Source organism: Monashia sp. NPDC004114, from assembly GCF_053603855.1.
The window spans coordinates 18,084-42,673 of sequence record NZ_JBSGGK010000003.1 but is presented as its reverse complement, the minus strand read 5'-3'; the positions used below and the strand labels follow the sequence as shown (position 1 = coordinate 42,673).

The 24,590-nt window shown below is 70.3% G+C and carries 22 protein-coding genes; 11 read left to right on the top strand and 11 right to left on the bottom strand.

Going from position 1 to position 24,590, the window contains the following annotated elements:
• The first annotated feature begins 48 nt into the window (after positions 1–48).
• The 3 genes from ACWEOW_RS05035 (at position 49) to ACWEOW_RS05025 (ending at position 2,634) form a co-directional block, all read left to right on the top strand.
• The gene (locus ACWEOW_RS05035) at positions 49–891 is read left to right on the top strand and encodes an ABC transporter substrate-binding protein (protein ID WP_452268067.1); all 843 of its coding nucleotides are present in this window, start codon (positions 49–51) and stop codon (positions 889–891) included.
• A 91-nt stretch (positions 892–982) separates the two neighbouring features.
• Positions 983–1,807 carry an amino acid ABC transporter permease gene (locus ACWEOW_RS05030; RefSeq protein ID WP_452268066.1) on the top strand — a complete coding sequence of 275 codons (825 nt, stop codon included), beginning with the start codon at positions 983–985 and terminating at the stop codon, positions 1,805–1,807.
• The gene (locus ACWEOW_RS05025; protein WP_452268065.1) at positions 1,807–2,634 is read left to right on the top strand and encodes an amino acid ABC transporter ATP-binding protein; all 828 of its coding nucleotides are present in this window, start codon (positions 1,807–1,809) and stop codon (positions 2,632–2,634) included. Before ACWEOW_RS05030 ends, ACWEOW_RS05025 begins: the two co-directional genes overlap by 1 nt.
• A gap of 92 nt (positions 2,635–2,726) precedes the next feature.
• On the opposite strand, the gene ACWEOW_RS05020 is transcribed toward ACWEOW_RS05025, so the two are convergent.
• From ACWEOW_RS05020 to ACWEOW_RS04995, 6 genes are all read right to left on the bottom strand, one after another.
• On the bottom strand, positions 2,727–3,635 hold the full coding sequence (locus ACWEOW_RS05020; RefSeq protein WP_452268064.1) for an amino acid ABC transporter ATP-binding protein: 909 nt from the start codon (positions 3,633–3,635) through the stop codon (positions 2,727–2,729).
• Complete coding sequence (locus ACWEOW_RS05015) at positions 3,635–4,618, bottom strand: amino acid ABC transporter permease (RefSeq protein WP_452268063.1); 984 nt, start codon at positions 4,616–4,618, stop codon at positions 3,635–3,637. Before ACWEOW_RS05015 ends, ACWEOW_RS05020 begins: the two co-directional genes overlap by 1 nt.
• 11 nt (positions 4,619–4,629) lie before the next feature.
• Entirely contained in the window at positions 4,630–5,535 is a 906-nt protein-coding gene (locus ACWEOW_RS05010; protein ID WP_452268062.1) for an ABC transporter substrate-binding protein, read from the bottom strand.
• Between the two features lie 217 nt (positions 5,536–5,752).
• Positions 5,753–6,844 carry a ScyD/ScyE family protein gene (locus tag ACWEOW_RS05005; protein WP_452268061.1) on the bottom strand — a complete coding sequence of 364 codons (1,092 nt, stop codon included), beginning with the start codon at positions 6,842–6,844 and terminating at the stop codon, positions 5,753–5,755.
• A 212-nt stretch (positions 6,845–7,056) separates the two neighbouring features.
• The gene (gene paaI, locus ACWEOW_RS05000) at positions 7,057–7,494 is read right to left on the bottom strand and encodes a hydroxyphenylacetyl-CoA thioesterase PaaI (protein WP_452268060.1); all 438 of its coding nucleotides are present in this window, start codon (positions 7,492–7,494) and stop codon (positions 7,057–7,059) included.
• A complete protein-coding gene (locus ACWEOW_RS04995; protein ID WP_452268059.1) occupies positions 7,491–8,714 on the bottom strand; it encodes a 3-hydroxyacyl-CoA dehydrogenase NAD-binding domain-containing protein in 1,224 nt (407 codons plus the stop codon). The genes paaI and ACWEOW_RS04995 overlap by 4 nt, the downstream gene beginning before the upstream one ends.
• Positions 8,715–8,873: 159 nt before the next feature.
• On the opposite strand from ACWEOW_RS04995, the gene paaN reads away from it, so the two are divergent.
• Together paaN and ACWEOW_RS04985 are read left to right on the top strand one after the other, a co-directional pair.
• Positions 8,874–10,598: a phenylacetic acid degradation protein PaaN gene (gene paaN, locus ACWEOW_RS04990; RefSeq protein ID WP_452268058.1), complete on the top strand. Its 1,725-nt coding sequence runs from the start codon at positions 8,874–8,876 to the stop codon at positions 10,596–10,598.
• A gap of 146 nt (positions 10,599–10,744) precedes the next feature.
• Positions 10,745–12,127 (top strand): MFS transporter, encoded by a 1,383-nt coding sequence (locus ACWEOW_RS04985; protein WP_452268057.1) that lies wholly within the window; start codon positions 10,745–10,747, stop codon positions 12,125–12,127.
• 47 nt (positions 12,128–12,174) lie between these two features.
• Here the strand turns inward: ACWEOW_RS04985 and ACWEOW_RS04980 are convergent, their stop codons facing one another.
• Entirely contained in the window at positions 12,175–12,555 is a 381-nt protein-coding gene (locus tag ACWEOW_RS04980; RefSeq protein ID WP_452268056.1) for a DUF1304 domain-containing protein, read from the bottom strand.
• A gap of 255 nt (positions 12,556–12,810) precedes the next feature.
• Here ACWEOW_RS04980 and ACWEOW_RS04975 point away from each other — a divergent pair, with 255 nt between their 5' ends.
• On the top strand, positions 12,811–14,025 hold the full coding sequence (locus ACWEOW_RS04975; RefSeq protein ID WP_452268055.1) for a hypothetical protein: 1,215 nt from the start codon (positions 12,811–12,813) through the stop codon (positions 14,023–14,025).
• Between the two features lie 474 nt (positions 14,026–14,499).
• Here ACWEOW_RS04975 and ACWEOW_RS04970 read toward each other — a convergent pair whose 3' ends face one another.
• The 4 genes from ACWEOW_RS04970 to ACWEOW_RS04955 form a co-directional block, all read right to left on the bottom strand.
• The gene (locus tag ACWEOW_RS04970; protein WP_452268054.1) at positions 14,500–17,505 is read right to left on the bottom strand and encodes an AAA family ATPase; all 3,006 of its coding nucleotides are present in this window, start codon (positions 17,503–17,505) and stop codon (positions 14,500–14,502) included.
• 2 nt (positions 17,506–17,507) lie between these two features.
• Positions 17,508–18,704 carry an exonuclease SbcCD subunit D gene (locus ACWEOW_RS04965; RefSeq protein ID WP_452268053.1) on the bottom strand — a complete coding sequence of 399 codons (1,197 nt, stop codon included), beginning with the start codon at positions 18,702–18,704 and terminating at the stop codon, positions 17,508–17,510.
• Between the two features lie 203 nt (positions 18,705–18,907).
• A complete protein-coding gene (locus ACWEOW_RS04960; protein ID WP_452268052.1) occupies positions 18,908–19,288 on the bottom strand; it encodes a phage holin family protein in 381 nt (126 codons plus the stop codon).
• Positions 19,289–19,293: 5 nt separating this feature from the next.
• Positions 19,294–20,382 (bottom strand): 6-phosphofructokinase, encoded by a 1,089-nt coding sequence (locus ACWEOW_RS04955; RefSeq protein WP_452268051.1) that lies wholly within the window; start codon positions 20,380–20,382, stop codon positions 19,294–19,296.
• 148 nt (positions 20,383–20,530) lie between these two features.
• Here ACWEOW_RS04955 and hisC point away from each other — a divergent pair, with 148 nt between their 5' ends.
• From hisC to ACWEOW_RS04930, 5 genes are all read left to right on the top strand, one after another.
• A complete protein-coding gene (gene hisC / locus ACWEOW_RS04950) occupies positions 20,531–21,682 on the top strand; it encodes a histidinol-phosphate transaminase (protein ID WP_452268050.1) in 1,152 nt (383 codons plus the stop codon).
• Positions 21,683–21,752: 70 nt separating this feature from the next.
• A complete protein-coding gene (locus ACWEOW_RS04945; RefSeq protein ID WP_452268049.1) occupies positions 21,753–22,457 on the top strand; it encodes a hypothetical protein in 705 nt (234 codons plus the stop codon).
• Complete coding sequence (locus ACWEOW_RS04940) at positions 22,454–23,278, top strand: hypothetical protein (protein ID WP_452268048.1); 825 nt, start codon at positions 22,454–22,456, stop codon at positions 23,276–23,278. The genes ACWEOW_RS04945 and ACWEOW_RS04940 overlap by 4 nt, the downstream gene beginning before the upstream one ends.
• Entirely contained in the window at positions 23,275–24,060 is a 786-nt protein-coding gene (locus ACWEOW_RS04935) for a hypothetical protein (protein WP_452268047.1), read from the top strand. Before ACWEOW_RS04940 ends, ACWEOW_RS04935 begins: the two co-directional genes overlap by 4 nt.
• A gap of 34 nt (positions 24,061–24,094) precedes the next feature.
• The gene (locus ACWEOW_RS04930) at positions 24,095–24,502 is read left to right on the top strand and encodes a glyoxalase superfamily protein (RefSeq protein ID WP_452268046.1); all 408 of its coding nucleotides are present in this window, start codon (positions 24,095–24,097) and stop codon (positions 24,500–24,502) included.
• Positions 24,503–24,590 lie beyond the last annotated feature (88 nt).

Below are 24,590 nucleotides of genomic sequence, written 5' to 3'. Positions count from 1 at the left end.
GGCGCCTGTCGTCCGCTCGAGGGCGATGCCCAGAACGAAGGAGCACCCGTGAAGCCACTTCACAAGATTCGGACCGTCGCGGCCGTCATCGGCCTGAGCGCTCTGGCGCTCGGCGCCTGCAGCAACGGGCCCTCGAACACCACCCAGACGCCGGCCGGCTCGGCCAGCGCGTCCGGCGCGGGCAACGTCGCCCTCATCGAGCCCGGCAAGCTCACCGTGTGCACGCACCTGCCCTACGCGCCGTTCCAGTCCAACGACGACTCTGGCAAGACCGTGGGCTTCGACGTCGACATGATGGACCTCGTCGCCAAGAAGCTCGGGGTCCAGCAGGCGATCGTGGACACCCCCTTCGAGGGCATCAAGTCCGGCCAGGACATGGCCACCGGCAAGTGCGACATCGCGGCCGCGGGCATGACCATCACCGACGAGCGGAAGAAGGCCATCCTCTTCTCCGTGCCCTACTTCGACGCGACGCAGGCGCTGCTCGTGGCGAACGGCTCGAGCGTCACGTCGCTCGCCGACCTCAAGGGCAAGAAGCTGGGCGCCCAGTCGTCGACGACCGGCCTCGACTACGCGACCAAGAACAAGGACGCGAACGGCTACACCATCGTCGAGTTCCAAGACCTCGCCTCGGAGACCCAGGCGCTGCTGACCGGGCAGGTGGACGCCGCGATCAACGACCTTCCCGTATGGAGCGAGGCGATCAAGCAGAACCCGGGCAAGGCCAAGATCGCGACGCAGTTCAACACCGGCGAGCAGTACGGCTTCGGCATGAAGCTCGGCAACGATGCCCTGAAGAAGGTCGTCGACGAGACGATTACGACCGCCAAGAGCGACGGCACGTACGACCAGCTGTTCAAGAAGTGGATCGGCGAGGTCCCCGCGAGCTGACCCGCGACGGCCACTGGCCACGGCTGGCGCGGACCGTGTGTCTGCGCCAGCCTTGGCCGAACGGCTCGCCCGCCCAAGGACTGAGGACAGCATGACCACCCAGACCGAAACCGCCCCACGCCCGCGGCTCAGCCGACGTCAGCGCGCACGTCTCTGGCTCGGCATCCAGTACGCGATCGGCATCGTCATCGTCGTGCTCATCGTCGTCAAGGTCGACTGGAGCACCTTCAGCGACGCCTTCCTGCGCAGCGACATCTTCCGGCGGATGATGCCGCGGGTCATCACCGTCGGCCTCGTCAACACCCTCATCTACACCGCGCTCGCGTTCGTCTTCGCGTTCGTCCTCGGGCTCGTCCTGGCCATGATGCGACTGAGCTCGATCGGACCGTACCGGTGGTTCGCCTCGGCGTACGTCGAGTTCTTCCGCGGTGTCCCCGCGCTCGTCGTGCTGTTCATGGTGGCCTACGGCATCCCCAACGCCTTCTCCGGCTTCGAGTTCCCGGGCGGGACCTACGGCATGGTGATGGTGGGCCTCGGAGTGACCGCGGCGGCATACATGGCCGAGACCTTCCGGGCCGGCATCCAGGCGGTGCCCAAGGGGCAGGTCGAGGCGGCCCGGACGCTCGGAATGACCTCCTTCCGCACGATGCGCACGATCGTGCTCCCACAGGCGTTCCGGATTGTCATCCCGCCGCTGACGAACCAGCTCATCTACCTCGTCAAGGACTCCTCGCTCGTCTACGTCGTCGGCGTGACCGCGGCCCAGTACGAGCTGACGAAGTTCTCCCAGGACTTCCTCAACCGTGCGGTCAACCCGACGCCGCTCGTCGTGGGGGCGGTCTGCTACCTCGCGATCACGCTCCCGCTGTCACTGCTCGTGCGCATGCTCGAGCGCCGCTACGAGAGGGCCCGCTGATGACTGAGGACAGGACATCTCGCGACCCGAAGCGAGATGGGCGTCACGCGATCTCGATCCGCAACCTCAAGAAGTCGTTCGGCCACAACGAGGTGCTCAAGGACATCAGCCTCGACCTGGACCAGGGCCAGGTCGTCTGTGTCATCGGCCCGTCCGGCTCCGGCAAGTCGACCCTGCTGCGCTGCGTCAACCTGCTCGAGCAGCCCACCTCCGGTCAGGTGTTCATCGGCGACGACGAGGTGACCGACCCGGACGTCGACATCGACCGGGTGCGGCGCCGGGTCGGCATGGTCTTCCAGTCGTTCAACCTGTTCCCGCATCTCACGGTCCTGGACAACCTCACCGTGGCTCAGACCAAGGTGCTCGGGCGGGCCAAGAAGGTCGCGGTCGAGGTGGCCCGTCGCAACCTCGCACGGGTCGGCATGTCGCACAAAGAGGACGCCTTCCCCGCCCACCTTTCCGGCGGGCAGCAGCAGCGCGTCGCCATCGCCCGGTCGCTGTCGATGGACCCGGAGCTGATGCTCTTCGACGAGCCCACCTCGGCGCTCGACCCCGAGCTCGTCGGGGAGGTCCTGGCCGTCATGAAGTCCCTTGCTGCAGAAGGGATGACGATGATGATCGTCACCCATGAGATGGCCTTCGCACGCGAGGTCGCGCACCGGGTGGTCTTCATGGACGACGGATACGTCGTCGAGCAGGGGACCCCGGCCGAGGTCATCGGCAACCCCCAAGAGGCACGCACCAAGTCGTTCCTGCACCGGGTGCTCAACCCGATGGTCATCGAGGCTGACGAGATCACCGACGAGGGAGTCGCCGACCTCGTCTAGCCCCAAAACCCAATGACGAGTGGTCATTTCGATCGCACGACTGCGAATCGAAATGACCACTCGACGTGGGCGCAGCGCGTGGCGCGGCCGGGTCAGGCGGGTGGCGCCGGGGCCTCGCCGTGTGCTGCCTGCTCCATCTCCTCGTGCTCCTGGCGCATCCGCCGCAGGAAGGAGCGGGTGCGCTCCTGCTGCGGGTTGCCGATGACGTCCTTCGGCGCGCCCTGCTCGACGACGACGCCGCCGTCCATGAAGACGACGTGGTCGGCGACCTCGCGGGCGAAGCCCATCTCGTGGGTGACGACGATCATCGTCATGCCGTTCTCGGCGAGGTCACGCATGACCTTGAGCACGTCGCCGACGAGCTCGGGGTCGAGGGCCGACGTGGGCTCGTCGAAGAGCATGAGCTTCGGGTCCATCGCCAGCGCCCGCGCGATGGCGACGCGCTGCTGCTGGCCACCGGACAGGGCCCCCGGGTAGGCCGAGGGCTTGTCGCCGAGGCCGACCTGGGCGAGCAGAGACATGGCCCGCTCGCGGGACTCCTTCTTGCTCGTGCCCTTGACCTGGCAGGGCGCCTCCATGATGTTGTCGAGCGCGGTCTTGTGCGGGAACAGGTTGAACCGCTGGAAGACCATGCCGATCTCACGCCGCTGGGCCGCGATCTGCTTGTCGGTGAGGTGGTGCAGGTGGCCGTGCTCGTCCTCGCGGTAGCCGACGAGCTCGTCGTCGACCCAGATGCGGCCGCCGTCGATCGACTCGAGCTGGTTGATGCAGCGCAGGAACGTCGTCTTGCCCGACCCGGACGGGCCGAGCAGCACGACGACCTCACCACGGTGGACATCGAGGTCGATGCCCTTGAGGACCTCGTTGCCGTGGAAGGACTTCATCACATTGAGGGCCCGCACCAGTGGCCTGCCGTCGGTTGTGCGGACGCGCGTCGTCGCGGTCGCGGTCGCCGGCGTCGTGGTCGTCGGGGTCGTCGGGGTCGTGGTCGCGTCGGTCATCAGGCACCTCCCATTCCGGCCGGGCGGGTCTCGCGCTTCTGCGCGGCACGCCTGGCCTGGCGCTTCGACTCGCCGAAGCCGCGACCGAAGTAGCGCTCAAGGTAGTACTGCCCGACCATGAGCACCGAGCAGACGATGAGGTACCAGGCCGTCGCTGCGACGTAGCCCGCCATGATCTCGAGGGTCCGGGTGCCGATGAGGTGCACCTGGTAGAAGAGCTCGGTGATGACCGGGATGGCGGTCAGCAGCGAGGTGTCCTTGACCATCGCGATCGTCTCGTTGCCGGTCGGCGGCACGATGACCCGCATGGCCTGGGGCAGCACGATCCGGCGCATCGTCTTGCCGCGGCTCATGCCGAGCGCCTGGGCGGCCTCGGTCTGGCCCTTGTCGACGGAGATGATGCCGGCCCGGGCGATCTCGGCCATGTAGGCGGCCTCGGACAGGCCGAGGCCGATGATCCCCGCGATGAGCGTGCTGGAGAACTGGTTGAGGTTGAGGCTGAAGAAGGTGAAGTCGGTCGAGAGACCGAGCCACTGGCCGAACTGCTGGCCGAACGGGATCCCGAAGTCCAGGTGGTTGTAGAGGAACGGGATGCCGACGCCGATCATGCTGAGGAGGACGTAGCGCGGGATCGCGCGGAAGAACCACGTGTAGACGAAGGACACGGCGCGCAGGATCGGGTTGGTCGACAGCCGCATCACGCCGACGATGATCCCGCCGCTGATGCCGATGACCATCGCGCCGACCGTTCCGACGATGGTGCCCTTGATGAGGCCTTCGAGCACCGGCGTCTGGTTCATGATCTGCACGGCGACGGGGAAGTTCCACCGCTCGTTGGTCACGAACGAGCTGATCATCATCGCGACGAGGATCACGATGACCACGAGTGCCACCCACCGCCATGGGTGGGGGACCGGCCGGGCCTTGATCAGGCCCGGCCGGTCGGCGCCGCCGGTGGCGACGCCAGAGGTGTCGGCGCTCACCGGCCCGGCGCTCACGGGTTCAGCGCGAAGTCGGTGATCCCGCCGGACTCGACGCCGTACTGCTTGAGAGCGGCGTCATAGCTGCCATCTGCCTTGGCGGCCTTGAGGGCGTCGACGAGGGCCTGTGCGAAGTCGGTCTCGGTCTTGGGCACGACCAGGCCATAGGGAGCGGAGTCGTAGGGGTCGCCCAGCTTCTCGAGCTTGCCCGAGAACTGCTTGATCGCGTACAGCCCGATCGGCGAGTCGGCGAGCATCGCGTCCGCCTTGCCGCTGACGACGTCGGCCGTCACCTCGTCCTGGCCGTCGTGCGGGAGGATGTTGATGGCGGGCTTGCCGGCGTCGGTGCACTTCTTGCTGCGTGCCGTGATGTCGTCGAACTGGGTCGTGCCGTTCTGCACGCCGATGTTCTTGCCGCACGCGTTGTCCGCGGAGATCTGCTTCGGGTTGCCGGGCTGGGTCACCCAGAGTGTGCCGGCGGTGTAGTAGCTGACCATGTTGACCTTCTGCTTGCGCTCGTCGGTGATCGAGAACGAAGAGAGGCCGACGTCGTACTTGCCGCTGTCGACGCCGAGGATGATCGAGTCGAACTTCGACGGGACGTACTCGGCGGTCACGCCGAACTTCGCAGCGATCGCGTTGAACAGGGCCGGGTCCCAGCCCTCGACGGTCTTGCCGTCGGCGCCGATCATCTCGTTCGGTGCGTAGGTCGGGTCGATGCCGACGACGATCTTTCCTGCGGACTTGATCTTGGCCGGAAGCTTGGCCGCGAGGGCTGCGTCCACACCGCCTCCGGTGCTGCCACCAGCAGGGGTGCTGGCGGCCGGGGTCGTGGGCGCCAACGAGTTCGATCCGCAGGCGGACAGGCTGAAGCCGACGGCGACGGCGCCGACCGCGGCAATGAGGGACATGCGACGCATGTGAGGGTCCTTCCGGGCGTTCTGCCAACGCAGGCGCAGGGGCGCGCCATGTGGTCAGCCGATCCTGCCACGCACACCTGCAAGCGGCACAGACTTGCGACCGAACCGTTAACACTGATGCGACGGCACCCCGGCAGGCTGCTGTCCGGGGTGCCGTCATTGCGCGATTTGAAGTGCTGGACGGCTGGAGACGTCGCCCCGTATGCCGTCCGGTCGGCTAGATCTTGAAGCGCTGGACCGAGCCGGGCGCCCCCGAGGCGAAGTCCAGGATCTGGCCCACGTAGAGATATCCGCCGTGGACCTCGACCGACACCGGCCGGTCGACGTGCACCGCCACGGCGCGCTTGCCGTTCTTGAGCTTGCTGACCTGGTTCGCGAAGAGCTCGGTCACGAACAGCGTGCCATCGGGTGCGACCGCGACGTTCGTCGCACCGAGCAGGCCGCTCGCCACGAGAGACATCGCGCCGGTCGCGCCGTTGACCTTGTAGACCTTGCCGCGCGCGCCGAGTGCCGGGCTCTCCGGACCGCCGGGTAGCAGCGAGACGAAGAGAGCGCCGAACTGGTCGACCTCGACGTCGGTCGGCACCGGCTCGAAGGCGTAGGTGACGCCCACGACGCAGTCGAGCGTGCCCGGAGGCAGCTGCATCTCCTCCGCGACACCGTCGGCCATCTCCTGCGTGAAGGTGACGACCTGCCGCGGCATGACGGCGACGGTCGAGACGTTGCCCTTCGCATCGACCTTGAGCACGGCGTTCATCCCGGCGTCGGCGACGTACCAGCCTCCGGACGTCCAGGCGACCGAGTACGGGTGGGAGTCGGTGATGCCGGTGTACGTGGCCGGCCCCCCGGCGAGCCCGCCGAGGATGGCCTCGGCACACGGGTTGCTGTTGGCGATGATCCCGTAGGTGACTCCGCCGTCCGGGTTGTGGCTCGCCTCGTATGCCGCGAGGTCCGCGACCACGTCGGGCTTGCCCTTCGTGCGGATCGTCAGGCCGGTGGCTGAGTGGTCCTCGACGCTCCAGGCATAGGCGTAGGACCTGCCGTCGGCCGAGAAGTCGATGCCGTCGAGCCCGGGTGCCTCCGCGACCGGAGCCGGCGAGCCGGCCTTCGTCAGCATGCCGAGGAACCCGTCGGCGACGTAGACCCCCTGCTGGTTGACGGCAAGGTTCGAAGGCCCGAGCTGGAAGTCGGACAGGGTGCGGTGCCAGTTATGGCTGTCGGCGCTGGCGCTGGGTGCCCCCAGCAGCGCGACGACGGCGACCGTTCCGACGGCCGCCGCAATGGATTTCAGGCGAAGTTCTCTCCTCATGTTCCCCCCCATCTGGTGTGCAAGAGAGGCTCGTAACCGCGCGCAGACGCGCGTCCCCCCGAGCCGCCGCCCCCCGCGGCGTCCTCTTGACGTCGTGGCCCGAACGTTAGGTGACCCGCGCGCAGCCTGTCTTGGGTTTAGGCACGTTCCACCCAACTCCGCCCGTTGCGCGCCGGTTTGTGACGGAACACAGCTTGGCGAGCGGAGGCCGGTCACCCGCGCTTGAGCGCCCGGCTCCGCCCGCGGAACTCGGCGATGATCTGGCCGTCACTCTCGCGCTTGACCGTGACGTCGGTGATGCCGCTGCGGCCGAAGGAGCTCCGGACGACGGCCTCTGCGACGAGGACGTCACCGAGCCTTCCCGGAGCCGTGAACGAGATGTCCGCGCCCGCGGCGACGGTGAGATGGCCGCGGGAGTTGCAGGCGAGCGCGAAGCACGAGTCGGCAAGCGTGAAGATGTAGCCGCCGTGGCAGATGGCGTGACCGTTGACCATGTCGTCGCGGATGGCCATCCGCACCACGGCGTGGTCCTGCTCGACGACGAGGGCGTCCATGCCGAGCCGCCGGGACGCCTCGTCGTCGTCCCACATCTGTCGCGCGAACGCGACGCCCCGGGCTACCTCGTCGCCCGCATCCGCAGGGTCGGTCATGAGAGGCTCCCGTCCGTCAGCCCGGGGCTCGGCCGGTAGCGCCCGCCTGCGTATGCTGCGTCGAGCTCGCTGATCTGCCGGCTGACGAGGTCGAAGCCGAGCTCGCGCCCCCACGCGATCGGTCCCTTGGGGTAGCGCACGCCGAGCAGCATGGCGGTGTCGACGTCCTCGGCGCTCGCCTCCCCTCGGTGTACGAGGTCGACCGCCTCGTTGACGAGCATCGCGATCGTCCGGGCGAGCGGGTCGGTCGCGACCGGGCCCCCGACGAGGCGCTCGGCCAGGGCGAGATCAGGGTCACCGGTCTCGGGCCGGCCGTCGGCGGCGTACGTGTACACCCCCCGGCCCGACTTGCGCCCGAGGCGGCCGGCCTCGACGAGGCCACGCTGGAAGTCCGTCGGGGTGTAGCGCTCGTCGCGCCCGGTCTGCTCCCAGACCGACGTTCCGACCGCGAGGTTGACGTCCTGGCCGATGAAGTCGGTGAGCTCCAGTGGGCCCATGGGGAATCCGCCGCGCTCGCGCAGGATCCAGTCGACGGTGACTGCGTCGGCGATGCCGGCCTCGACGACCCGCTGGGCCTCCCCGTAGAACGGCCGCGCCACGCGGTTGACGATGAATCCGGGAGTGGAGGCGCAGCGCACCGGCGTCTTGCCCCACGCGGACATGAGGGTCGTGGCGTGCTCGACGAACGCGCGGGCCGTGCGCGGGCCATGGATCACCTCGACCAGCCGCATCACCGGGGGCGGGTTGAAGAAGTGCAGCCCGAGCACCCGCTCCGGGTCGGTCACGTCTCGCGCGATCTCGTCGATGTCGATGCTCGACGTGTTGGTCGCGAGGACGGTCGTCGCGGGCTGCTTCTCGGCGAGCTCGACGAAGATCGAGCGCTTGAGGTCGAGGTCCTCGGGCACCGCCTCGATCACCAGCCCGCACTCGGGCAGGTCACCGATGCCCTCGACGGGGGTGATCCGCGCGAGCAGGCCGGCTGCCTCGTCGCTGCTCATTCGGCCCTTGTCGACCAGCCGGGTCAAGCCGGCGCCGATCTTGTCCAGGGCCGAGGCGGCCGCGCCGGGCATCGCGTCGACGAGGGCCACGGCGTGTCCCGCCGCCGCCGCGACCTGCGCGATCCCAGCGCCCATCGCGCCGGCTCCCACCACACCGACCGGCCCGAAGGACGACGCGTCCTGTGGCCGCGCGACGGGCTCGGCACTGGTCTGCGTCTCCATGGCTGCCATCCTGCCCGGTCGCCGCGGCCAGGTGCGCGAGCCCAGCGAGCCAAGTGATTGCCCGGCGGGCTCGCCGGCGGTCCGAGACGGCATACCGGGCGCTGCGGAGCGGGCGCTCGGCGTGCGGAGGCCGCCTCCCGGCGGGGCTAGCATCGACACGTGACTGCACCGGCAACGACGCCCGCCCACCCGCTGCTCGACCGGCACTCCGGGGTCCTCGACGAGATCCGTCAGGCCCTCGTGAGCCGATCCTTCTACTCGCGCTACCCCGAGTCGCCGAGCCCGCGCGTCTATGGCGAGGCCGCGGCTGCCGAGGGCCTCGCGGCCTACGAGGCGCACCTCGACAGACCGTATGCCGCCCTGGCGGACGAGCCGACGGACGGCACCTTCGTCGGCAGCGAGGTCTCCCCCTACGGCCCGCGTCTGGGGGTGACGTACGCGGCGCTCGACCTCGACCGGGGTCTGGCGGCTGCGCGCTCCGCGATGGCGCGGTGGCGCGACGTCGGCCCGCAGGTGCGCGCTGCGGTCTGCGTCGAGATCGTCGACCGCATCAACAAGCGCAGCTTCGAGCTGGCCAACGCGGTCATGCACACGTCCGGGCAGCCGTTCGTCATGTCGTTCCAGGCCGGCGGTCCGCACGCGCAGGACCGCGCGATCGAGGCGGTCGCAGCCGGGCTGGTGGAGCAGGAGCGCGTGCCGGAGTCGGTCGTGTGGGAGAAGCCCGGCCGGGACCGCGAGGGCAACCCGGCGCCGACGCGGATGCAGAAGGACTACCGCATCGTCCCGCGCGGCGTGGCCCTGGTCATCGGCTGCAACACCTTCCCGACCTGGAACGCGTACCCGGGCATCTTCGCCTCGCTCGTCACGGGCAACGCCGTGGTCGTCAAGCCGCACCCGCGCGCGGTCCTGCCTCTCGCGATCTCGGTCGAGGCCGCTCGCACCGTCCTCGAGGAGGCCGGGTTCGACCCCGCGCTCGTGCAGCTGGCCGCCGAGTCCGACGGGCAGGGGCTCGCGAAGACGCTCGCCGAGCGCGACGAGGTCGCGATCATCGACTACACCGGCGGGCCGGCGTTCGGCTCCTGGCTCGAGGAGCGGGGTGCCGCTCTCGGCAAGCTCGTCTACACCGAGAAGGCGGGGCTCAACACCGTCGTCGTCGACTCGACCGACAACCTCAAGGGGATGCTGGGCAACCTCGCCTTCAGCCTCACCCTCTACTCGGGCCAGATGTGCACGGCCCCGCAGAACATCTACGTCCCGGCCGACGGCATCGACACCGACGAGGGCCACCTCGGCTTCGACGACTTCGGCGACAAGCTCGCCGGAGCCATCGGGCGGCTCACCGGCGACGACGCGAAGGCGGTCGAGCTGCTCGGCGCGACCGTCAACGACCAGGTGCGCAGCAACGCCGACTCGCTCGCCTCGATCGCCGCGGACGCCGGCGGACAGGTCGTGCTCGACTCCAGGCGTGTCACCCACCCCACGTGGGCCGACGCGGTCGTCCGCGCGCCCGGCCTGGTCGCCGTCGACGTGGCGCGCGAGGACGTCTACACCCGTGAGTGCTTCGGGCCGGTCGGGTACCTCATCAAGGCCGGCTCGACAGAGCAGGCGCTCGCGCAGTTCGCCGACACCGTGCACGAGCACGGTGCGATGACCGCATCGGTCTACTCGACCGACGAGAAGGTCCTCGACGAGGCGCGTGAGGCGGCCGCCGAGGGCGGCGTGGCGCTGTCGGAGAACCTCACCGGCCAGGTCTTCGTCAACCAGACGGCCGCGTTCTCCGACTACCACGGCACGGGAGCCAACCCGGCCGCGAACGCCGCCTACACCGACGCGGCGTTCGTGGCCAACCGCTTCCGCGTCATCACGTCGCGCCGCCACGTCTGAGGTGTCCCGGGAGGAGCCCCCTCGGAACCCCCCGGGGTATTCTGTCTCCCGTCGAGTGGGCGCCCAGCCCCACCCGTCTCAGATCTAGCACCTCGTTCGGCGCGCCCCCCACCGTCGAGTGAGCGCCCCGTCACACCGGAAGGCCCATGACCGTCAAGACCCAGCCCGTCGACCGGACTGCCTTGCAGCACAAGGTGGTCCGCACACTCTTCGCCTCGCAGGTGCTCGGCGGCGTCGGCATGGCGAGCGGCATCGCGGTCGGTGCACTCCTCGCCGAGCAGCTGAGCGGCACGGAGGCGCTGGCCGGCGTCGGCACGACGGCGCAGGTGCTCGGCACGGCGCTCATCACGATCCCGGTCGCGCGGCTCACGGCATCGCGAGGCCGCCGGTGGGGCCTTCGCTTCGGCCTCGTCGTCGCCTTCATCGGCGCCGCCCTCGTCATCACGGCCGGCGTCGCCAACTCGTTCCCGCTCCTCGTCCTCGGCATGTTCCTCTTCGGAGGCGGGACCACCACCAACAACCAGACGAGGTATGCCGCAGCCGACCTCGCCGCGCCCGCCAGACGGGGACGCGACCTGTCGATCGTCGTGTGGGCCACCACGATCGGCTCCGTCGCGGGCCCGAACCTCGTCGGACCCGGACGTGACCTCGCGCGAGCCATCGGGCTGCCCGACCTGGTCGGCTCCTTCGTGTTCGCGCTCGCCGGCTTCGCCCTGGCGTTCCTCGTCATCGACCGGCTGCTGCGTCCCGACCCGCTACTGACGGCCCGGTCCTTCGACGCGGCGGCACGCGCGGAGCGTCAGGCGCGAGCGGACGGCTCGCCCGAGCGGCATACCGGCCCGGTGGAGACAGCATCACGCGACGCGCACCCGCTCGACGTGGCGGACCCGGCGTCTGGGACTGTCGCCGATGCTCCGAACCACGACGGTTCGATGCGGCGCGGGTTCGCTGTGGTCCGGGCCAACCGGCTCGCCCTGCAGGCCGTGCTCGTCATGGGGCTCGGGCACCTCGTCATGGTCAGCGTCATGGTGATGACGCCGATCCACATGAAGCACGGGCAGGCCGAGCTCGAGGTCATCGGCTTCGTCATCTCGATGCACATCCTCGGCATGTACGCACTGTCGCCACTCGTCGGGTTGGCCGTCGACCGCTGGGGTGGCCGGCCGGTGGCCATGACCGGTGGCGTCATCCTCACGGTGGCTGCGCTGCTCGCGTCGCAGACGATGGAGGGCTGGTCGGGCCTGCTCCTCGTGGCGCTGTTCCTGCTCGGGGTGGGCTGGTCGTGCACGCTGGTGTCCGGTTCGACCCTGCTCACCGGGGCGGTGACGACGGACGAGCGTCCGGCCGCGCAGGGCCTGTCGGACGTCTTCATGGGGCTCGCCGGCGCGGTCGGCGGTGTCGCCGCGGGCGTGATCGTCGGCGTCTACGGCTATGGGACGCTCGCGCTGTCGTCGGCTGTCGTCGGGGTGGTCATCCTCGCGATCGGCGCCGGCCGCGTCCGCGCCAACCCCACCCCCGAAGGAGCCTGACCGCCCTCGACTGACGTGTGGCTCTGGCCCGCTCGCGCGGCTTCGTCTCAGACGAACAGGGTGAGCAGGAAACCGATGAGGGGAAGGGTGCCCTGCGCGAGCGCAGCCCGCAGGTAGCCCTTGCCTGTCGTGACGAGAACCGTCGCCGCGAGGACCATCGAGGCCGTGCAGAACAGCATCAGCGTCTTGCCGGCGTCGTGGCTGCCGGACCACCAGAGCACGATCCCCAGCGCGGCGCCGAGTCCGAGGAACAGGTTGTAGAAGCCCTGGTTGTACGCCATCGGCCGGGTCGTGTCGGCCTGCGCCTGGTCGGCGACGCCGAACCGCTTCCACACCTGCGGCCGGGTCCAGGCGATGCTCTCCATCCAGAAGATGTAGCCGTGCAGCACGGCGGCCAGTCCGACGAAGACGCTCGCGACGACGCTCATGCTCGGATCGTAGAGCCGGGGCTTCACCCCGAGTGGGTATGCCGCGCCGACCGGTCGCGTGGGCGCACCGCCGCGTCGGGGCGGCTCGGATTGTCGATTCCGCGGACGGCGACCGGTCCCAGACGCCACGATCTGCTCACACATCACTCGGGGGATCTCGAAATCGGGAGTCAGGACATGGTCGGTCGGACAGTTCCGGTTGGGCCGCAGTCGGCGCCGCGGGCGCGTCGGAGCCAGGTAAAGCACGGCGTCATCGTGGCGGCCGCTGTTACGACGATGGCGGGCGCGCTCTTGCCGCAGTCGGCGGCGGCGGCGGATCCGCCACTGGCCCAGCCACATTCGGGCGTCACACTCATCAAGCAGACGCTGAAGGCTGGGTCGCCGACCATCGTGGGCTCGGTGACAGTGTCGACGGGAGCGGCCTCAAGGGCCAGCGCCACGGGCTGGGTGACGGTCACCAACCCCGGCAAGAAGATCGCCACCGTGAAGGTGCACGGTGTCGAGATCGTCGGACCGGACGTGCCTGCGGACATCGTGGGCCCGGACCTCGTTGCGGTGGTGGACCCCGGCGTCTCGGCGGTCCTGCCCGTCGGGATCGTCGGACCTGACCATCCAGCTGGCGGCGACGTCACGGTCGGTGTCGAGGCGACGGCGAACATGGCGGTGACGGTCGCGGCTGGCGCCTTGACAGCGCTGGCGGTGCCGGCGTCAGAGGGCGACCCGGCCCTGCCGAACGCATCCGCGATCACCGCGGGCGAGGTATCGCTCGGGACGAAGGCGACGCTGGTGCTCGACTCGAAGCTGGAGCTCTCGTCGCAGGACCCGCTCGGCACCATGGATGCGCTGACCCAGGGCTGGGTGTCGTTCGTCAACCGTGGCAAGAAGAGCGGCACCGTGACCGTGGACTACCTCGTCGACGACGCGACGATGTCGTCCATCTCCGCAATCGTCGGCCCCGATCGGCCCATGTATCTACCGATCGCTTTGCTGCGCAACGGTTTTGCGTCGGGCACTCACCACTTCGGACTGAATGTGCGCTCCTCCGTCGCAGGCGTTGCGCTGTCCTCGGGCCTGCTCGCCGTCCTGGGTCTCCCCACCACGGGCGCCGTGCCGCACGGCGACGCAACGGTCGAGAGTCCGGTCGCCCTGACCACCAAGCAGACCACGGTCCTCGGTGCCTCTGTGGTGACCGATGTCGTCGCCGACCTCTGGATGGGCGGGTCGGTCCTGGTGACCAATGGAGGGGCCAAGCCGGCGACCGTCACGCTCCAGCCGCAGATGGGTCCGGACCCGGAGGGCCCGCCGGTCGTGGTGACAGTCGCGAGTCGGGCCTCGGTGTGGGTGCCCTTCGGACTCCTGTGCAACGGCGAGCCGGCGGGCAAGCAGGCGCTCGACCTCGCGGCATCGTCGTCGGCACCAGGCGTGTCGGTGACGGCGGGCCAGGTGCAGGCCTGGGCCTTGTCCGGCTAGCCCGGCCCCGCGGGCCTACGCGCCGCCTCCACGTCGAGTGGCCGCCCGGTCCCACCCGTCGAACCACATCGAGTGGCGCCCGGTCCCACCCGTCGAACCACGTTGAGTGGCCGCCCGGTCCCACCCGTCGAACCACATCGAGTGGCCACCCGGTCCCACCCGTCGAACCACATCGAGTGGCCACCCGGTCCCTTCAGCCCCACGTTAGCCTGTCGTCGGTCAGGGCGCCGGTCATGTAGCCAGAGCGGTCGTGATGGCAGCACGCGATGCGACATGACCGGCGATGTGACTAAGGGCGGGGCGCTCACTCGAGTTGGGGGGACGCTCACCGGACGTTGGGTGTGGGACGGAGCGGCCACTCGAGTTGGGGGACGCTCACCGGACGTTGAGGTGTGGGACGGAGCGGCCACTCGACGGGAAAGGGGAGGCGGGCGCCGCGAGGGCTGGGAGAACGGACGGCAGCGGGACGGTGGGTCAGGCGGTGATGCGCAACGTCGAGGTGCGGTCCGGCTTGACGACGACCTCGATCCGGTCGGCGACGCGGGACTTCAGCTCGGAGACGTGGCTGACGATGCCGACGGTCCGCCCGCCGTCGCGCAGGCCTTCGAGCGTGTGCATGACGTCGTCGAGCACGTCGGGGTCGAGCGTGCCGAACCCCTCGTCGACGAACAGGGTGCCCAGGTCGACGCCGCCGGACTCGGCACGCACGACCTCCGCAAGGGCGAGTGCGAGGGACAGCGACACATAGAAGGTCTCGCCACCGGACAGCGTGCCGACCTCGCGGACCTGGTTGGTGTGCATGTCGTGGACGCGGACCCCGAGCCCCGACTTGGCGTTGCCCCTCTTGGCGTCGGTGTGCTCGAGGGAGTACCGGCCTCCGGAGAACCGCGCGAGCTCGGTGTTGGCGGCGCCGAGCACCTCGGCGAACCGGCGGATGAGGACGTACTTGGCCAGGTCGAGGTTGAGCTGGTTGTCCCCGCTGCCGGCCACCAGCTGGCCGACCCGTACCGCATCGGCGGTCTCGGTGATGACGTCGGCGTTGCGCTCCATCGCGGTGGTGATCTCGGTGACGCGCTGCTTCGTGCGTGCCACCTGCGTGCGCAGGCTTCCGTGCTCGTGGGCGGCCGACTCCATGTCCTTCTTCGCAGCCTTCTCCAGGGCGATCAGCGGCTCGATGTCGTCGAAGAGGGCATCGAGCTGGACGTCTGCCAGCTCCGGGCCCGAGAGCCCGGCCTTGACCCGGGTGCACGCCATCTCGAAGTCCGCGATCTCCTTCGCCGTGGCCGTGATCCAGTCCATCGGCCGGTCGGCATCGAACCACTCCGCCACGTCCTGGAAGCCGGCCGCCGCCAGGTCGGCGTCGCGGGCGGCCTCGTCCTCGGCGACGCTCGCCTGCGCCGCGTCGCGGGTCGAGATGGCGTCGACGAGCGCGTCGACGTGGGCGACCTCACGGGTCAGGGCATCCCTGCGGCTCGAGACCGTCGCGTGTCCGTCGCGCGCGGCGTCGACGTCGCGTGACTCGGACTCGATCCGAGCCGACAGGTCGGTCGTGACCTGCTCCACTCGGGCGATCTCGGCCGACAGGCTCGTCGCCTGCGCGCCGAGCTCGGTCTGCCGGGTGCGCAGGAGCTCAAGTCGCTCACCGCGCTCTGTGACCTCACGCCCCGCGGCGAGTGACGCCGCGAGCTCAGCGGCCGCGCGCTCGGCCGCCGCGCGAGCGGCGGAGACGTCGAGCCCACCTGCTGCGGCGCCGTGCTCGCGCACCGAGGCGCGCCGCGCGGCGAGCGCATCCGTCGCGGCGTCGGCGTCCGCTCGCAGCGACTCGACCTCCTGCTCGGCCGACATGACCTGCTCGGGCGTGACCGACCCGGCACTCGGGCGTGCTGGCCGGGGGTGCTCGACCGAGCCGCATACGGGGCAGGGCTGGCCGGACTCGAGCATGAGCCCGAGCTCGCCCGCGATGCCGTCGATGCGTGCCTGGCGCAGCTGCGCGAGCCGGGCCTCGCCGGACTTGAGCATCGCCAGTGTGGCCCGGGCGTGCTCCTCCTCCCGGTGCGCCGCGGCGATGGCCTCCGCGAGCATCGTCGCAGCGTCGAGCTGCTCCTTGGCCCGCACCGCGCCGGCCTTGCGGGTGTCGAGCAGCGAGTGCAGGTGGCGGGCCTGGGTCAGGGCCTGCTCCTCGGCAGCGAGGGACTCCGGCAGCGCCGCCAGGTCGGTGCTGACCGAGTCGAGTGCGCGGCGCAAGCCGGCTGCGCGGGCCTGCAGCTCGAGGAGCCGCTCGCGGTGCGGGCCGAGCCCCTGCTCGACGAGCGCGACGCCGGCCAGCGAGCCGATGACCTCACGCAGGGACGCGGCTGCGACCCGCAGCTCGCGCACGCCGAGGTCTCGGCGGGTTGGGTCGACCTTCGGCCGCGCACCGGTGACCGCCGTCTCGGCCCTTCTCAGCGCGGACTCGGAGGAGGCGAGGGTCCGCATGGCGCCGGCGACCGGGCGCGCCTGTCTGGCCCGGCCGACCTGGCGTCGCAGCTCGTCGAACTCGACGGCTCGGGCGCCCAGGCTCTCGTCCTCGCGCTGGAGAGCGAGCAGTCGCTCCCGGCGCTCCCGCCGAAGGCGCGCGTCGCCGACCATCTCGGCCATCTGCTTGTGCGCCTCGATGGCCTCGCGGCTCGCCTTGGCCGCGTGACGCTCCCGCGTCACGAGCTCGTCGACGACCTCGGCGAGCTCGGCCCGCAGCACCTCCGCGGTGCTGTCGGCCGCCGACTGTGCACAGACGACGAGTGCGTCACGACGCTCAGGTTCGATGCCTGCGGAGACGGCGAACGCATGGATCGTGTCGCGGATCTGGGCCACCGCTCCCTGGCGCCTGCCCTGGGCAGTCCGGCCCGCCTCGACGACGTGGTCCTGGACGCGGCGGAAGAACCCGGTGCCGAAGACCTTCTCGAGCAGCTTTCCCTTGTCCTCCGACCGAGCCCGCAGGAACGTCGCGAACTCGCCCTGCGGCAGGATCACCGTCTGCACGAACTGGTCGCGGGTCAGACCCACGGCCCTGGTGATCTCGTCGTCGCAGTCGCCGAGGTTGGTCGAGAGCAGCTCGCCGCCGGCGAGGTCGTCAGGCGTCTGGACGCGCCACAGCTTGATCGTCGGCTGTTGCACGGTCGTCCCGGCGCCGCGCGACTTGGGCCGCTCGAACCGCGGCGTGCGCTGGACGCGGTAGATCCCCGACTGGGTCTCGAAGACGAGCGTGACGACCGGCACCGTGCGCGGGTCGGCATGGTGCGAGTGGATGCGCTCGACATCGGCAGAGGCCTGGGCGACCTTGCCGTAGAGCGCGAAGGTGATGGCGTCGATGATTGTCGACTTGCCCGACCCCGTGGGGCCTTCGAGCAGGAACAGGCCGGCACGACCGACCGCGGCGAAGTCGATTCGCTCGGTGCCGGCATACGGCCCGATCGCCGTCATCTCCAGGTGGTGCAGCTGCATGGTCAGGCGACCTCTTGGGCCTCGGCGAGCTGCTGCGCCCGGATGGCCGCCTCGTAGCCGGCCACGAACACGTCGACCTCGCCGGGGCTGGCGTCGGCCTTGGTGACGTACGAGATGAAGTCGGAGCCCAGCTCGCGCGGGTCGCGCTCGCTGACCACCGTCGTGCTCCGACGACCGCGGTCGATCGCACCCTCCGGCTCGTGGAAGACCTGGAGGACATGGGGAAAACGCGACTTGAGGCGATCCATCAGCGAGTCGGGGCGCACGCGGTCGGTCACCGTCACCCGCACCCAGCTGTCCTCTGCCGACACGAGCTCGCGCGAGTCGAGGAGGTCGTCCAGGCGCCCTCGCAGCGTGGCCATCGCCCGCGGCTGCTCGATCGTGACGGGGGTGACGACGGCCGGACCTCCCGCGGGCAGGTCGACGAGCAGGACCGCCTTGTGGTGGTCCTGCTCGGAGAACGAGTACCGCAGCGGCGAGCCGGAGTAGCGCACGATGGAGCCCGGGGCGGACTCGGGCGCCTGCGGCCCATGCAGGTGCCCGAGGGCGACATAGTCGATGCCGGCGAAGACGGTGCCGGCCACCCGGTCGACCCCGCCGACCATGATCGAGCGCTCCGAGTCGCTCGGCTCGGCGCCGGCCACGAACGCGTGAGCCACGACCACGCTACGGACTCCGGGCCGCTCGGCAAGATCGGCGCGGATCCGGTCGCACGCGGCCCCGACGACCGCCTGGTGCGACCGCGGCAGCGGCTCGCCGGAGCCCGCCAGCGCGACCCTCGCGTGGTCGGGGTCGAGGTACGGGATGCCGTAGATCGCGACCGCCACGCCGTCGCTCCCGTCGAGCAGCACCGGCAGGTCGAGCTGGCCGAGGTCGGTGATCATCCGGATGCGATCGCGGAACAGGCCCGAGCCGTAGCCGAGCCGGATGGCCGAGTCGTGGTTGCCCGAGGTGACCACGACGGTCGTCACGGCCGACAGCCGGCTGAGCGTCCACTCGAAGAGCTGCACCGACTCGACGGGCGGGACGCCCCGGTCGTAGACGTCGCCGGCGACGACCACGGCATCGACGGGTATGCCGTCGGGCGGGCTCTCGACGAGCTCGCAGACCCGCTCCAGCACCGTGGTCTGGGCCTCGTGCAGGCTCACGCCGTGGAGCGTGCGCCCGAGATGCCAGTCGGAGGTGTGGAGCAACCGCATGCCTCGACCGTAGGACCCCACGCCGACAGCCCCCAGCCGACACCCCGACACGTTGGCGTCGGCGTGACGGATGGGACGGGGCGCTCACTCGACTGGTGGTGTGACGGGTGGGACGGGGCGCTCACTCGACTGCGAGGGGGAGGACGACGAGAGCCCGCCTCCACGTGGGAGGCGGGCTCACGGCATACGGACGAGGCCGGCGATCAGTCCCGCTTGACGAAGCTGAGCAGCAGCTCGACGAACGTGATGATCAGCGCGCCGAGGATCGCATCCCAGAAGAAGTGGTCGACGTGGAAGCTGAGGTCCCAGATCGAGGCCAGCCACGAGGTCAGCTCGAGCATCAGCGCGTTGACGATGAAGACGAACAGCCCGAGGGTCAGGATGATCAGCGGCAGCGACAGCAGCTTGATGATCGGCTTGATGATGGCGTTCACGAGGCCGAAGATCAGCGCCACGATGATGAGCGTCTTGATCGTGTCGCCCGTGCTGCTGCCATCACCGAGGGTGATACCTGGGATGGCCCACGCGGCGACCCAGATGGCGACGGCGTTGATGACCGTCTGGATGGCGAAGTTGAGGAGCATGGGCGTCAGTGTTCCACGGGGAGCACACCATCCTGGGGCAAGCCTGGATGTTCGTCTCCGGGGATCCGCGGTTGGAACATCTTGTTGAGCCGCAACAGATCCGGGTCGACGACCTTGAGCTGGCCGATCGCCTCGGCGACCGGCACCCGTTCGATCTGGCCGCGCTGCAGGGCGACCATCTGGCCCCACGCTCCGTCGAGCGCCGCCTCGACCGCGGCGACCCCGAACCGCGTGCCGAGCACCCGGTCGAAGGCGACCGGGGAGCCGCCGCGCTGGATGTGGCCGAGCGCCGTCATCCGGCTCTCGATGCCGGTGCGGCCCTGGATCTCGCGGGCGAGGATCGAGCCGATCCCGCCGAGGATCTGGTGGCCGTACTTGTCGACCTCGGGTGTCGGCAGCTCGATCGTGCCGGGTGCCGGGAGCGCACCCTCGGCGACCACGATGATCGTGGCGAACCGGCCCTTCTTGTGCCGGTGCACGATCCGCTCGCAGACATCGTCGATGTTGAACGGCTCCTCGGGGACGAGGATGATCGCGGCGCCACCGGCGATGCCCGACCACGCAGCGATGTGCCCGACGTGGCGGCCCATGACCTCCACGACGAGGACGCGGTGGTGCGACTCCGCCGTCGTGTGCAGCCGGTCGATCGCATCGGTGCAGATCTGCACGGCCGTCTGGAAGCCGAACGTCATCTCGGTGAGGGAGATGTCGTTGTCGATCGTCTTCGGGACCCCGATGACCGGGAAGCCGTTCTCGTGCAGGCGGTTGACGACGCCCATCGAGCCTTCTCCGCCGATCCCGATGATCGCGTCGAGACCGTGTCGGTCGTACGCCTTGCGCACCCGCTTGAGCCCGTCCTCGTGGGCGAACGGCTGGTCGCGGCTCGTGCCGAGGATGGTGCCACCGAGTGGCAGGATGCCGCGGCAGCGGTCGACGTCGAGGATCTCGTAGTCGTTGTCCATCACGCCGCGCCACGCGTTGCGGAAGCCGATGACGGTGCTGTCGTAGGTGACCTCGGCGGCGCGGGTGGCGCCCCGGATGACGGCGTTGAGGCCGGGACAGTCCCCGCCCCCGGTGAGGATGCCGATGCGCATGGTTGGTCTTTCGGGAAGAGGTGGCTTCGTTGAGGGTGTCGAGGCGGCACTGACGCGACGATGTGAGCCTAACCACACCGCAGGTATGCCGTAAGGCCCACGTCCAGAGGCCGGTCAGCTCCCGCTGGGGCCCAACTAGAGTGGCGCCATGAGCGAGGAAGCTGCAGCACCCGTCCCGTCGGCGAGTATCACCGTCGGCACGACGCCCGGGGCGACCCCCAGCGCGACGGGCGCGGTCCGCCTGCGCGAGGTGCTCTCACGGATGCCCGACTACAAGCCCGGCAAGCCGGCGTCGGCACCCGCGGGCGTGACGGCATACAAGCTCTCCTCCAACGAGAACCCATATGGCCCGCTGCCCTCGGTGCTGGCCGCGATCAGCGAGGGCGCCACCACGGTCAACCGCTACCCCGACATGGCGGTCACGGCCCTGACCGAACGGCTGGCCAAGGCGCTCGAGGTCCCCGCGGAGTGCCTCGCGACCGGGACCGGGTCGGTCGCGGTGCTGGCGCAGATCGTCAACGCCGCCTGCGACGCGGGCGACGAGGTGGTCTTCGCGTGGCGGTCGTTCGAGGCGTACCCCATCGTCACGCAGCTGGCCGGGGCCAACCCGGTCATGGTCGGGCTCGACGAGCAGGCGCGGCACCGGCTCGACGCGATGGCCGCGGCGGTCAACGACCGGACCCGTGTCGTGCTCGTCTGCACCCCGAACAACCCGACCGGCCCCTGCGTCCACCAGGACGAGCTGGAGGTGTTCCTCGACCGCGTGCCGAGCGATGTCATCGTCGTCGTCGACGAGGCCTACGTCGAGTTCGTCCGCGACCCCGAGGCGGTCCGCGGCCTCGAGGTGTGGCGGGACCGCCCGAACGTCGTGGTGCTGCGCACCTTCTCCAAGGCGTACGGCCTCGCCGGCCTGCGCGTCGGGTATGCCGTCGCGCACCCTGACGTCGCCGCCGCGATCCGCAAGACGGCGACGCCGTTCGGCGTCAACTCGCTGGCCCAGATCGCCGCGATCGCCTCCCTCGACGCCTTCGACGAGCTCAAGGAGCGCGTGGACTCCCTTGTCGCAGAGCGCGACCGGGTCGCGCAGGCACTGGCGGACCAGGGCTGGAAGCTGCCCCGCTCCGATGCGAACTTCGTCTGGTTCCCCCTCGGCACGGACTCCACCGCCTTCGCGCGGGCCTGTGAGGAGGCGGGGCTCATGGTCCGGCAGTACGGCGACGACGGGGTCCGCGTGACGATCGGCGAGGTCGAGGCGAACTCCCGGCTGCTCGAGGTTGCCCGGAGCTTCGGCGCTCGCTGACGATGGCGTGACAATGGTCTGAGCCGCGCACGGCACGCCGGATGCCGCCAGCGGCGTCAGGAGGTCACCGATGGGGCTGGAACGTCAGAGGGTGGTCGGTGCATCGGTCGCACTGCTCGGCGTGCTGCTGGCCGTGCCGTCGGTCTTCGCTCCGACGTGGCACCTGACGAACTCCGACCGCGAGCGGGGGGCGCTCTTGTCCGAGCTGTGGGGATGGAGCTGGGGGCGGTCGCGGCTCGTCGCGGCCGGTGGCGTCGAGCTCGAGGACCTCTGGAACCCGCTGGGCCTTGCCGTCTTCGTCGTGCTGCTCCTCATCGCCCTCGCGGGCATCGTGGTCTGGGTGCGCGGTCCCGCTTGGGCACTGCTCGCGGGGCCCGTCGGAGTCGCGCTGCTCGCGGGTCGGCTGCTCACGACCACGGCAGACCGCGCCGGACGCGACGTGCGCGAGGACGTCTACTCCGGCTCCGGGCTGACGATTCTCACTGACACGCCGAGGGCGGGCGTGCTCGAGACGGCCGCTGCGGTCGTGCTTCTGGTTGCCTTGGCAGCTATGGCGTACACGCTGCTCCGAGGGGACCCGATCGGCGGCGCGCCGTGGGACGGGGCGCTCTCGTGGGGACGGCGGCATACGACCTCTGAGGAGGGTGGTGTCACGGATGGACCTGGCTCCGGGGACGGCTCTCACGTGACGGTCAGCCTGCGCCCGGCGGGCGAGCATCTGACTGCAAAACCGGTCGCCTTCGGCGACCCCGGCGACGAGGAGACCCGAGGATGACCGTCCACCCGAGCCCGCTGGCTCAGCCGGTCGTGTCACCCTGGCGCGAGCTGCGCAGCCGTGTTCCGGTCCTTCGGGGGCGGCTGGTCGGCACGGTCGCCGGTCTGCTCGGCATCGCGCTCGCCGTGCCGCTGATCTTCCTGCCGACCTACAGCGTCAGCGTTCCCGGGGGGAACCCCGGCTCGAACTTTCCGCAGTTCCAGCAGTCGTTCTGGAGCTGGGGGCGGATCGCCGACACGACCCCGGGCGTGGACCCGCAGTTCGACTACCGCAACGACGCCGCCCTCGTCTTCTTCATCGCGTCCCTGGTGATCGGGGTCGTCGCGTGCGTGCTGTATGCCGTCCGGCGCGGTTCGGACGGACGGATCCTCGGTGCCGTCGGCGTCGCCTGGGTTGCCTCCCAGGTGATCTCCGACTTCGTGCGCCGCCTCGGTGAGGCGTCCGCATCCTTCTACGGCAACGGCGACTTCCACTTCGAGGTGTATCTCGGCGGGCAGCTGCAGGTCGCGGCCGTGGCCCTGCTCGCCGTGGCCGTGGGAGCGATCGCGTGGCGCCCGCTCGTCGCGCTGGCCAGGGCGGCATGGGCCCGGGCCGGGTGGGCGCGGGCGGCGTGGGCATGGGTGGTCAGACTCGCGCGCCGCTCCGCCGAGCGCGCGAAGGTCGACGAGCAGGAGCCGGAGGGGCCGCCGCCCCGGGTCGGCGTCGCGACGATCCGTGACGCGCGTCCGACGTACGACCAGCCCGGCTGGCACGCCACCGAGGGCGTCGGCTTCAGCGACGACCCGTCCTCCGACCCGGACCGGTTCCGGCCACCGCGATGAGCGACCGCACGCCCGGCAGGACCCGCGGGCAGGCAGGTCGCGGGCTGCGGTGGACGTCCTCTCGGGGGAGGTTGGTCACCGGTGGGATCGGCGCGCTCGGGATCCTCTGCGCCGCGTCGACGACGATCTGGCCGACGAGGATCGAGGCGGTGCGCACACCGGAGGTCGCTGGCGTCACGCAGGGCTTCGAGCACCGCATCTGGTCGTGGGGGCGCGAGGCCGTCTACTCCGCCGATGGTGTCCAGTTCGACGCGTACTCCGGGCCGACGCCGACCCTGACGCTCGTCTTCCTGGTCGTCGTGCTGCTGCTCGGCGCCGCCGGGGTCGCCGCCTGGCTCCTGCTTCCGGACCGCCGCGGTGGGATGCTCGGCGCGGCCGGAGTCGCCCTGGCCGCGGCGGCCGTCGGCGCGTCCGTGGCGGCGCGCCTGGCCATCGACGACCGGCGACTCGGGCTCGAGCCGGGGCTCGTCGTGGTGACGCCGGTGGCCGGCTGGCTGGAGTATGCCGCCGCCCTCCTTCTCGCGGTGGCGCTCGCGCTCATGCTGGTCCTGGAGCTGGTGCCGCGGGCGCTGCCGAAGCTGGCCGAGGTGCCGGGTCGACTGGTGCGGGCGCTGGCCCAGGGATCGGGCCGGGAAGCAGCCGGGGACGACGCAGACGGGACTCGGCGGGTTGCGGTGATCAGGGACGTGCAGCCGTCGGACGACGCGGCCGCCCAAGGGTCTTCGGGGCGCGCGGGCACCGATGCCGAGGCAGTCGGCTTCTCTGACAACGTCGCCGAGTGACCCAGGTGTCGGCGCAACGCTCTAGCGTTGCTCCATGGACATGAAGCTCGAGCTGGTTGGGGTGCCCGTTACGGACGTCGACCGGGCCAAGGAGTTCTACGCCGACAAGGTCGGGTTCGACGTCGACCACGACTACACCGTCAGCGAGGAGATCAGGTTCGTGCAGCTGACGCCGCCGGGATCGGCCTGCTCGATCGCGATCGGCAAGGGGCTCACGCAGATGACGCCGGGCGGCCTCGACAACCTGCAGATGGTGGTCGCTGACGCAGACGCCGTCCGCGCCGAGCTCGTCGGCCGCGGGGTGGACGCGTCCGAGGTCGACGAGCAGCCGTGGGGGCGTTTCGTCTACTTCTCGGACCCCGACGGCAACCGCTGGTCGCTGCAGGAGCTCCCGGCCTGGTCGCGTGGAGCCGGAGGCGACGGGGTCGACCCGAACGCCTGACGCGAGTCGACGGCGCAGCTGGAGCCGGGGAGCTGCCATCGCCGAGCTGGCGAGGCGCTGGCAGGTCACTCCGGAGTGTCGGCCCCAC